Source organism: Tolypothrix bouteillei VB521301 (genome assembly GCF_000760695.4).
GTDB classification, from domain to species: Bacteria; Cyanobacteriota; Cyanobacteriia; order Cyanobacteriales; family Nostocaceae; genus Scytonema; species Scytonema bouteillei_A.
Window position 1 is genome coordinate 3,678,715 of sequence record NZ_JHEG04000001.1, and the last position, 11,632, is coordinate 3,690,346.

Consider the following 11,632-nt stretch of genomic DNA (forward strand, 5'->3'; position numbering starts at 1 on the left):
GTGCGTTAACTTGGCATAATATCATCCAGTTTAATTTGCCAGTTGGGAAGTTGGGAAGGATGCTATTGCATCTCCCAAGCGATAATGTCTCAGAGGATGTTTGTCAAGTCTATAGTTGTATCAAGATCCCCATTAATAACGGGGACTTTAAGAGTAGTCCCCCAAATTTATCGGCTACGGTGGTGTACAGATCTCTAAAAAAGAGATGAAACATCGTGAAAAGGCAGAATTGGAATTAAGTTCCCCCCTTTTTTAAGGGGGGCTAGGGGGGATCTAAAGTAGTGGCTACCTCAGCCACTACTTTTAAAACATCCACTCACGAACACTTCTTGAGATCTCATCTATTTTTACCAATCAATCCAAATTTATTTTGCCCTATTTATGCATTTTTAAAGGTTAGAAATTAGGAAGGGCTTTTTTCTTCCAAACATGGGAAATTGTTTGGTATTGACGCTCTAATTCTATCGTTGCACAACTCAATGTGCGTGCTTTTTCTTCAAACTCGCCTATTTGTTTTAGAAAACCAGTTGCAATTCCCACCAAAAATAATGAAAAAGCTCCTCTGAAACCTAAATTAAGAATATTCCCTATACAACATATAAATGCACCTGCCAATAAAACTATTTGAGCTAGTGCTCCATACATATTAAGACGGACAATACTTTTATACTCTTCTAACGATTGTTTATTTGCGATCGCGGGATTTTTGGCTAAAAATTTCTCAAGTTTATCTTTCACATAAAAAGAGATTGCAATTGATAGCAAGCACATTCCTACATATGCATAGTGCAAAAACATGATTTCACCCGCTAAAAGAAAGATTTAATTGCCGATCGACTAAAATGTCTATATTTTTTATAAACTCAAGGAACAGCAAATAACCAGAGAAATTTTACGCAAACAAATATATAGATATAATGTAGTTAAATTTAAGATTTGAATAAATATTGAAGAATGGCTCATTTAACCCTTACCTCAGAATACAAATCCTTTGAAGGAAAACTCGGCTTTTACAGTCATAACTCCTCTACCTGTAACGGAGAAATGCGCTTTGCTGTTTACCAACCACCACAAGCAACCCAACAACCAGTACCCGTTCTTTATTTCCTTTCCGGGTTGACGAGCACTGAAGAAAATTTTATGGTTAAAGCGGGGGCACAACAATATGCTGCTCAATACGGTGTAATGCTTGTTGCACCAGATACCAGTCCTCGCAATACTGGCATTCCGGGTGAGGATGACGAGTGGGATTTTGGTACGGGTGCAGGTTTTTATGTGGATGCTACTGTTGAACCTTGGTCATCGCACTACCATATGTACAGCTATGTTGTACGTGAATTACCAGCTTTGATTGCAGAGAATTTCTCAGTGCAGTCGGAGAACCAAAGTATTTTCGGTCACTCTATGGGGGGACACGGTGCGCTTGTTTGTGCTTTAAGAAACCCCAAACAGTACAGATCGGTATCGGCTTTTGCACCCATTACTGCACCAACGCGTTGTCCTTGGGGTCAAAAAGTGTTTAATGGTTACTTGGGTAGCGATCGCGAAACTTGGCGTGAGTATGATGCTAGCGAATTGGTCAAGCAGTATGGATACCACAGCCCTATTTTAATTGACCAAGGTACTGCCGATAAATACCTCGAAGAGCAGTTGCTACCTGGATTATTTGAGCAAGCTTGTGCAGAAGTGAATCAATCTCTTATTCTGCGTTATCAAGAAGGATACGATCACGGCTATTATTTCATAGCCACTTTTGTTGAAGATCACATTCGGCATCATGCACTTGTGCTTCAAGGGTGAACTGATGGCATGGTCTAGTTCTAGGTGTAAAAAATATCTAACTAATCATTGCATATATGATTAGTTATTTGCTCTACGCTAGCTGCGCCTGTAATTTAGCGTTGCGCTCAACTTGCCCAGACATAAGTCTTTAGCGAACAGCTTCTTACCCCATAGATAAAAGAGTTCATTCAAGGCATCTCGAAAGCAGAATTGCACAGTTACTTAGAAGGTTCTATTTAACCAGCGAGTTTATTAAAGTTAGCTGCACGTCACAAAATTGAGTTACCTTTTGATGACACTCCTTACGAGCGATAAAACAGAAATTAAAAATGTGTAGAGTTTGGCTTTTTACGTCTTTTGGCACTATCAAAGCGACAGAAACTAGGATTACTTTATAACAGAAAACTCACACACTACACATCCTAGAAGACCAGATGACAAAATTGCAACCGATAAAAGCGCGTATTATTGCAGTTTTCCAAAACTTGGGAACCCTTTTATTACTGGCGATCGCTTTTCCGATTAACTGTAGCGTGGTACTAGTATCGTTGCTATGGAATTTTTTCAGTCGCCCGTCTCACAAGCAAGTAGTTTTAACGGAAAATCCCAAAAATATCTTGATTGGTGGCGGTAGGATGACCAAAACGCTTCAACTAGCGCGATCGTTTCACGCTGCAGGGCATCGAGTCATTTTAGTAGACATCGACAAATACTGGTTAAGCGGTCATCGATTTTCCCGTGCTGTCGCAGGCTATTACACTGTCCCAGCACCGCAAAAAGATTTAGAAGGCTACACTCAAGCCCTACGTGCGATCGCCAAAAAAGAAAACATAGATTTTTTTATCCCAGTAGCCATTTTCGCCGTTAGCTACTTTGACTCCAAGGGCGAACCAGTTTTATCCGGGTGTTGTGAGATTTTTCACTTCGATGCTGATATAACAAAGATGCTGGATGACAAGTTTGCCTTTGCCGAAAAAGCACGCTCGTTGGGTTTATCAGTTCCCAAATCCTTCAAAATTACAGATCCAGAACAAGTTCTCAACTTCGATTTTTCCCAGGAAAAGCGCAAGTACATACTCAAAAGCATTCCCTACGACTGTTTGCGTCGCTTGAACATGACCAAGCTACCCTGCGATACTTTTGATATGACAGCAGAATTTGTCAAAAGTTTGCCAATCAGTGAGGAGAAGCCCTGGATTATGCAGGAATTCATCCCCGGAAAGGAATACTGCACTCACAGTACCGTGCGAGATGGTGAGTTAAGACTGTACTGCTGCTGTGAGTCATCCGCCTTTCAAGTCAATTACGAAAATGTCGATCGACCTGAAATTAGGCAATGGGTGCAACAGTTTGTTCAAGAAGTGGGACTTACCGGAGAGATTTCCTTTGACATCATTCAGGCGGATGATGGAACTGTTTATCCGATCGAGTGCAACCCCCGCACTCACTCCGCGATTACTATGTTTTACAACCATCCAGGGGTAGCAAATGCCTATCTTAATAAAGAGCCTCTAGTTGAACCTTTGCAACCTCTAGCTGATAGTAAGCCTACCTATTGGCTGTACCACGAAGTCTGGAGACTGACTGGGATTAGATCGTTGAAGCAATTGCAAACCTGGATAAGAAACATTTTGCGGGGTAAAGAAGCAATTTTTTCGGTAAGCGATCCCTTACCCTTTATGATGGTACATCACTGGCAAATTCCCTTACTCCTTCTCGACAATCTACGAAGACTCAAAGGTTGGGTAAGAATAGATTTTAACCTTGGCGAACTGATAGAGTCAGAGGAATATTAAATTTGACTAGCTCCCCGACTATCACGGTAAGAATTTCTATCTAGAGGCAGAATTAATCATACTTACAACATCTGCTTCTTTGTAGATAAAGTGGTATCCGTAATACGGAAGAATTAGAGTGTCAATTGAATAGTAAGTATCACTTTCTTTACGCGAGCAAATATTTACCCTGGGTTCGGTGGAAAGTCTAAAAACCTTACAGCCTCCAGGTATAATTGCCACTCCGATATCAACCATCGGCGACAGACAAACAGCAACCGTCAAAGCATTTAAGCGCAGGAGACATTTGGTATGTCAGGGCAAATACAGAGGGCAGAAGACTTCACCATTGGTGTTGAAGAGGAATATCAAATTATCAATCCCAAAACACGTGAGCTTTGTTCTCGCGTGCAGCAAATCCTCCCGATCGCACGGAAAGCTCTTGGCGACACGGTGCAGCCTGAAGCTCAACTCTCACAAATAGAGATTGGCACACCCGTGTGTCGAACACTTGGCGACGTGCGTGCAGAACTTGTACGTTTGCGACGGGAAGTCATTACCGCTGCAGCCATTGACGGTAACCAAATCGCAGCAGCTGGGACGCACCCATTTTCATCGTGGGAACAACAGCAGATGATGCCCAAAGAACGTTATCAAGGGCTGTTGCGAGAGTATCAACAACTCGGTCGCGAACTGATGATCTTTGGCTGTCACGTACATGTTGGCATCAGCGATCGCAATATGGCAATTAGTGTCATGAACCGTGCGAGAGTGTGGCTTGCTCCATTACTTGCACTTTCCACTTCTTCGCCCTTTTGGTTAGGTACGGATACTGGCTATGCAAGTTATCGCACAGAAATTTGGAGCAGATGGCCTATATCAGGTCCGCCATTAATTTTTGAGTCAGTTGCTGAGTACCAAACGCTTGTAGAAGCTTTGATCGCAACTAAAAGTGTAGAGGATGCGACGAAAATTTACTGGGATATGCGTCTTTCTGAGCGTTACCCGACTGTGGAGTTTCGCGTTACGGATGTATGTATGACGGTGGACGAAGCAGTCACGATCGCAGGACTGGTGCGGGCTTTGGCACGAACCTGTTACTTGCAAGCACTTGCAGACAAACCGTTTCCAGCAGTGCGTTACGAACTTGTACGTGCTGCTCAATGGCGTGCTGCACGCTATGGTTTAAATACAGAACTAGTAGATGTTGGGGAAATGCGTGCTGTTCCAGCGAGGGAACTGGTTGAGAAGTTTTTAGCCTTTGTGCGCCCAGCGCTAGAAGAGTATGGAGACTGGGACGAGATTTCATCACTTGTAGGGGAAACGATGCAGCGAGGGAACGGCGCGACACGGCAGCGCGAGGTATACAAGCATACAGGACGCTTGGAAGATGTCGTTGATTTCATCGTTGCCGAGACTACCAAAGGTATTACCTTGTAACTTAGTTGTTACGGGGTGTTTTTATTTAAAATTTAATAAGAGATACTTCAGATAGGAGAGAGGTCAATTATGCAACAACTTCAAAAGAATTTCTGGGTTGTCCATCTTGTTCATCACCACCTCAATGAAGGTAAGTTTATCTCTGGATTCCGCTTTGCAAACTTTGCAAAGCGGGTAAATAAGTTGAGCCTGTATAGCAATTTCAAGACATCAGGCTCATTCAATTTTGTAAAGTGAGAGCCAGTGCGGTAATCTTAAAGCAATACCACCTGCACTGTGCTCTCGATCGGTTGATGTCTGAATTCACTAGACCTGCTAGCAAGGGAATAAGTTTTAATTTACACGACTTTCAACCTTAAGTGAACTGTATTGTAATATAGCCAGTAAACCATTAACTAAGATGATACGACTAGCTGCAAGCAGAACTTTCCAGGAGCGACTGTATTGAAGTGCTGTTTGCAGATAAGCGCGTGCTCCAGATATATCACCTTTCTGCATTAATAATTTCGCAGCTTCTAAAGCCAGAAAAGCACAGTTTTTCTTAACTTTCCGATGGAGTTTACTGTTAACGAGTTTGTGTAGATGAGATTGAAAAATAATTTCTATAGTTTGAAAGTTTTCCTGAATAAAAGTCATACTCTTGGCATTTGTGACATTATTAGACGACGCGTGAATACGCCACATAGCTAAAGGTTCAGCTTCAAACCAAACTGGGTAGTTAGCAAAAATTCTTACCCACATCTCCCAGTCACTACTCAAGCCGCAGCGACTATCCAATCCTCCCAGTTTTTCGTACACCTCGCGCCGTACTACAGCAAGTGAGGGCACTGAGATGCAGCAAATTTCGGCAATTCGCTTTATCCAGTTACTCGGCAAAATACCACTTTCAGGTAGTTCCAACGAGGATAAACCTTGCGATTGCCCATACATATCAATGTAAACACTGCGACAGAAAGCAGCACCAATATCTGGATTTTTGCTGAAGGTTTCCGTCATTTTTTGATAGAATCCTTCACGCACGCAATCATCACTATGTAATATGTGAATTAACTGACCGCGAGACAATTCCAAACAGGTTTGAAAGTTCTTCAACATACCTACATTGCGTTGTTGCTGATAAAACTTTACACGTCCCTGTCCTAGTTCTGCCACAACTGCTTCCGGATCGCCTTCGGTAGACTGATTATCGACAACTACAATCTCCATGACATCAGAACTAGGAGCTTGTGTTAATACGCTAGCCAAGGTCTCACGCAGGTATTCCACACAATTATAGTGAGGAATCATAACTGACCATAAGGGACGTGCTACAGTCTCTCGAACTGATGGAATATTAGGAATATAAGGATTTTGTTGGTGCATAATTACAAAGTAAGAAATTTAGCTTCTATGTTGTTTAAAAAAATTAGATAAAAGCGTAATTTTAGTTTGATATAATTATGTAAGATTTCATTTTTTTTAAATCAATAGAAATTGAGCCCCTTTTTGACTTGCACTAACCCGTCATCTAAAGATTATTTATAAATTGATTGTTATCAATTCCCTATAAATTTAAATGACCTCTAGAAGACAGTTAGGACAATAAAATACAAAACAAGAAGCCAGGGAACGAAGAAATAAAAACCTCGTTCTTTATTTTTTGTAAAAAACTTGAGTTATGGTAAAGCACATTTAACAAAAAAGATGCTCTTCTACAGCGCATAGTGTGAGGAAAAAGGTCATCCTTATTTAATTCCACACTTTTAAGAGTGGGCAAGAATTCCCCAGTCCTCGTTCCCTGTTTTCTCTGAAGTATGTTTATTTAATATATACTGAGGATAGAGGTAAAATTACAAAAAATTGCCTACTTTTTTGAATCAAAATTTTTCCTACTACTTTCTTTATGAGAACTTTATAGGACTTAAGTACTGCTTACAGCAGCTTTCAACTTGATAAAGTACGGAAATACCCCACCCGCGCTATTGCGTACCTTCCCCTTAGCAAGGAGAGGTTCGGTTTGAGGTGTACCTCATTTGATACGAAGCTTTGTAACTTGACTACTACCCGGATTAACGGTTAACAAACGTTCCCGATATGTAGGAGCGCAACGGCTTGCGCTTTCGCAATTGGTAATGTTGATTCTTATTTGTAAAAAATGAGACATTAAGTCCTGAAACTACTTACGCCATATATAGCAATCCTATTGAATTTATAACGCTAAACCACGAACAAATACGTCCTCTGAAGGGGCGACAAAGTAGCTTAGAGATTATAACTCACATCTTGTACAAACGTATTAGTACTGAAAATACCGTCTTGTAATAAACATATGTTTTTGTCATCAAAACGTAAAATCTAGCTTATTAGCCTGCGTAGGCAGGCTTTGTTTGTATAGCCTCACTCTTCTAGGGTGTAGGTGCAAGATGTGAGATAACCCTTCTCTAAACAATTTTTTAGTTTGTCAGCTAAATCCCGTACATTAGGTTCTTCAAATAAGGTTGTGTGAGAACCAGGAACATAATGAACATCTATTCCTCCAGTGACTACCTTATCCCAACCTAAAAGCGGTTCGGGTTTCATGCCAACAGCATGATCTTGTGAGTCATCACTGTTTTCATCCGTCCGGAACAGAGTAATTTGACCTGAATAAGTTGGCATGGTATATGCCTTTAGAGCTTGTAGATTAGCGTCGATAATATTTATGTGCTTGTCATCTTCAGGTAAAGGCTTAGAAATACCTAACAACTGCGTATATCTCTCTCGGATTTGATAATTGCCCCACTCGGACCAACCGACAAGCTTTTTCCTTAAATAAGAAGGTCCGCGTCGGATAAAATTACCAAGATGTATGAGGCTTCGCTGATGAAATGGTAAACGCTGGTTGACTGAATTTGGAAGACCACTGTCAAAGATGACGAGAAGATTAACCTTGTAGCCTTGTCTTTGAAGTTGTAGAACCATTTCGTAGGCAATGACCCCTCCAATAGAGTACCCGCCAAGAAAATAAGGACCATTGGGTTGAATAGTTTGGATTTCTTGAATGTAAAGCGCTGCCATATCTTCAATTCGAGTTAAGGGTGGCTGCTTTCCATCTAATCCTCGTGGTTGTAATCCATAAAATGGTTGATCCAATCCTAAATGCAGTGCCAGAGAGCGGAAACAGAGAGTTTCTCCACCAGCAGGGTGAATGCAGAAGAAAGGTGGTTTAGAACCTTTAGGTTGAATTGCTACTAGCGATGACCACAAAGCAACAGATTTGTCTTTTGCAGGCGCTGTTGTCAAGACCTGATGACTCATTGCTTTTTCTTGCTCGCGCAACATCTGGGCTAAAGCTTCTACTGTTCCTGATTGAAAAAGGGTTGCCAGAGGTAGTTTTTTGCCCAGTTTTTGCTCTATTTGTGCAAATAAATGCACGGCTAGCAACGAATGTCCCCCCAATTCAAAAAAGTTATCTTTTATACCAACAGGTTTGACACCTAAAATCTCTTCCCAAATCTGTGCTAGCTGGTGTTCTAATTCATCACATGGTGCAACAAACGTTGTTTCCGACTCTTGTCTCACTTGTTCGGGTGCTGGTAAAGCGCGACGATTAACTTTGCCGTTAGGGCTAAGGGGTAGAGCCTCTAACATCACAAAGCTAGCTGGAACCATGTACTTGGGTAGCTTTTCCTGCAAAAAGTGGCGCAGCTCATTTACTGTAAGTGCTGTTTCTGGATTGGGAACAACATAAGCTACCAAGCGTTTGTCACCCCTTATATCTTCACGCAGGATGACTGCATTCTGGAGTACACTTGGGTGCTGGCTCAGTACTGTCTCTATCTCTCCTAACTCTATACGAAAACCGCGCAGTTTTACTTGGTTATCGATGCGTCCAAGGAACTCAATATTACCGTCAGGTAAATAGCGAGCTAAGTCTCCAGTCTTGTACAGGCGTTCCTCGTCTTGTTGATTAAAGGGGTTGGAGATGAATTTTTCGGCAGTTAACTCTGGGCGATTGAGATAGCCTTGGGCTAAACCTGCACCACCTATATAAAGTTCCCCCGGTACACCAATAGGAGTTGGTTGTAACTGAGTATTGAGCAAATAGACTTGGGTATTGCTAATCGGACGCCCAATACTAATTGACTGTACTGTCTTATCAAGTTGTCTGGGTATAGAGTAACAACAAGTAAAAGTTGTACTTTCTGTTGGACCGTACCCATTTATGATTTCTGTAGATGGCAAACTTTCAAGAGCTTTCTGAACGTGGGGAACTGACAGTGCTTCCCCACCAGTCAGTAGTTGTTGAATTCCTGACAATGCTAGTGGATCGTCATCAATAATAGAATTGAACAATGCTGATGTCAGCCATAAGGTTGTAATGCCGTATTTATGAATGGCGTTACTTAGCTCTTGAGTTGTAGGAATATTTTCGGAGAAAAGAACACAGCACGCTCCGTGTAACAATGCTCCCCATATTTCAAATGTGGAAGCATCAAAAGAAATCGGAGCCATGTGTAAGAATTTTCGTGTTGCGTCCAACCGAACATAATTTACACCAAACAGCAGACGGATCGCGCCACGGTGAAGAACTTTTACTCCTTTAGGTGTGCCTGTGGACCCTGAAGTATAGTTAATGTAAGCTAAGTTATTAATTTGTACGGTGCTTACAGGGTTTTGATGACTTTCTTGGGTAATGACCTTCCAGTCGGTATCTAAGCAGACTATATGTGCTTTTGACTCTGGAAGCGCGGCTACCAACTCGCTAGTTGTTAGTAGCACTGGTACTTTTGAATCAGACAGCATATAAGTCAAACGCTCTTGGGGATACGCTGGGTCTAAAGGTACATAAGCCCCTCCGGCTTTAAGTATACCCAAAAGACCCACTATCATTTCACTGGAGCGCTGCATGCAAATGCCAACCAGTACATCTGGTTCCACACCTAAAGCTCTTAAGTAGTGCGCGAGTTGATTAGCGCGATTATTTAACTCTCGGTAGGTTAATTGTTCATCTTTAAACTCCACTGCTATTGCATCAGGATTACGCTCTACCTGTAACTCAAACAATTCATGAATACATTGCTGTGGATAGTTTGCTCGAGTGTCATTCCACTCATACAGTAACTGGTGTTGTTCGGCAGACGCAAGCATTGATAATTTGTCAATATTCTGCTGTGGATTATCAACAATACTTTGCAACAATGTTTGAAAATGTCCACTCATCCGAGTTATTGTGGCGGCATCAAACAAGTCTGTGTTGTACTCCCATACTCCCTGTAATCCCTGTTCCGTCTCCTGCACAAACAACGTCAAATCAAACTTGGAGATAATGTTATCTACCTCTATCGAAGAAATAGTTAGCCCTGGTAACTCAAGTGTTTGTTTGGGCATGTTGTGCAAGGCAAACATGACTTGGAACAAGGGGTTATACGAGAGCGATCGCTCTGGTTGCAGTTCTTCGACTAGCTTTTCAAATGGTAAGTCTTGGTTGACGTAAGCAGACATGGCCACGGAGCGCACCCTACGCAATAGTTTCTGAAAACTGGGATGACCCGACATATCGGTGCGTAGTACTAGGGTATTGACAAAAAATCCAATTAACCCTTCTATCTCTGTGCGATTTCGTCCTGCGATTGGAGAACCAACTAAAATGTCTTCTTGTCCGCTATAACGGTATAGCAGGGTTTGGAATGCTGCTAACAGTGTCATGAATAAGGTCACACCCTCGAGCCGCGATAATGCAGACAACGCTTGTGACAACTTGTCAGGAAGTACAAAAAACTGCTTTGCGCCTCGGTAAGTCTGGACTGCAGGTCGCGGTCTATCTGTGGGCAATTCCAAAACAGGGGTTGCACCTGTTAGTTGCTGTTTCCAATAGTTGAGTTGGTTTTCTAATACCTCTCCAGAAAGCCATTGCCGTTGCCAAACTGCATAATCTGCATATTGAATGGGTAATTTTGGTAAGGGATTGGACTTTCCGTTGATAAAAGCTTGATAAAGGGCGGTCAACTGCTCGCAGAAAATACTCATCGACCAGCCATCAGTGGCAATATGATGCATTATCAACAGCAAAATATGTTCTTGCGGTGATAACTGTAGCAAACAACCGCGCAGCATCAAATCTGATATGAGGTTGAAGGGACGTTGCATCCGCTCTTGTACGAGCCGTTGTACTATAGTGGCACGATCGCCCTTGGCGCAAGCCGTACCCGGCTTATCGCTTGACGGACAATCTTTTAGGTCAATCACCTCCAGTTCCACCGAGCGAGGCTCACCAACAACCTGTATCGGTTCACCATCACGCGCAATAAAGTTAGTTCGCAGGACTTCGTGGTGGTTGACTATTGCATCTAGAGATTGTTGCAATATATTTACATTAAGGTTTCCCTGTAACTTTAGAGCATGGGGAATATGATACAACGAACAGTCTGGCTCCAACTGCTCCAAAAACCACAGTCGCTGCTGTGCAAAAGATAGAGGCGCTGATGATGTGTTAGTTCTTCTCGGAATAGTTTGCTGTGTCTTGGCATCAGACATCTTATTTTTTTTGAGCTTTAACTCCAGTAACGCCCTTTTTTCTGGTGAGAGAGCAGCTATCTTTTGGTTAATATTATCCATACTTGCCAATCCTTCTCTAAATTGCACAGCTAAACTACATCAAGTTTTTTATTAATAAG

7 protein-coding genes are annotated in these 11,632 nt (G+C 42.0%); 4 read left to right on the forward strand and 3 right to left on the reverse strand.

Annotated elements, in window-relative coordinates:
- Positions 1-396: 396 nt before the first annotated feature.
- Positions 397-738 (reverse strand): hypothetical protein, encoded by a 342-nt coding sequence (locus HC643_RS14540; RefSeq protein ID WP_137986292.1) that lies wholly within the window; start codon positions 736-738, stop codon positions 397-399.
- A 216-nt stretch (positions 739-954) separates the two neighbouring features.
- On the opposite strand from HC643_RS14540, the gene fghA reads away from it, so the two are divergent.
- The 4 genes from fghA (at position 955) to HC643_RS14560 (ending at position 5,234) form a co-directional block, all read left to right on the forward strand.
- Positions 955-1,800, forward strand: coding sequence for an S-formylglutathione hydrolase (gene fghA, locus HC643_RS14545; protein ID WP_038074812.1), 846 nt, complete (start codon positions 955-957; stop codon positions 1,798-1,800).
- A gap of 416 nt (positions 1,801-2,216) precedes the next feature.
- Complete coding sequence (locus tag HC643_RS14550; RefSeq protein WP_038074811.1) at positions 2,217-3,578, forward strand: ATP-grasp domain-containing protein; 1,362 nt, start codon at positions 2,217-2,219, stop codon at positions 3,576-3,578.
- Positions 3,579-3,869: 291 nt separating this feature from the next.
- A complete protein-coding gene (locus tag HC643_RS14555; RefSeq protein ID WP_038074809.1) occupies positions 3,870-4,997 on the forward strand; it encodes a carboxylate-amine ligase in 1,128 nt (375 codons plus the stop codon).
- Positions 4,998-5,066: 69 nt separating this feature from the next.
- Complete coding sequence (locus HC643_RS14560) at positions 5,067-5,234, forward strand: hypothetical protein (RefSeq protein WP_153021463.1); 168 nt, start codon at positions 5,067-5,069, stop codon at positions 5,232-5,234.
- Positions 5,235-5,330: 96 nt separating this feature from the next.
- Here the strand turns inward: HC643_RS14560 and HC643_RS14565 are convergent, their stop codons facing one another.
- Entirely contained in the window at positions 5,331-6,359 is a 1,029-nt protein-coding gene (locus tag HC643_RS14565; protein WP_202048619.1) for a glycosyltransferase family 2 protein, read from the reverse strand.
- Positions 6,360-7,373: 1,014 nt separating this feature from the next.
- Complete coding sequence (locus HC643_RS14570) at positions 7,374-11,573, reverse strand: non-ribosomal peptide synthetase (RefSeq protein WP_038074856.1); 4,200 nt, start codon at positions 11,571-11,573, stop codon at positions 7,374-7,376.
- Between the last annotated feature and the right edge of the window lie 59 nt (positions 11,574-11,632).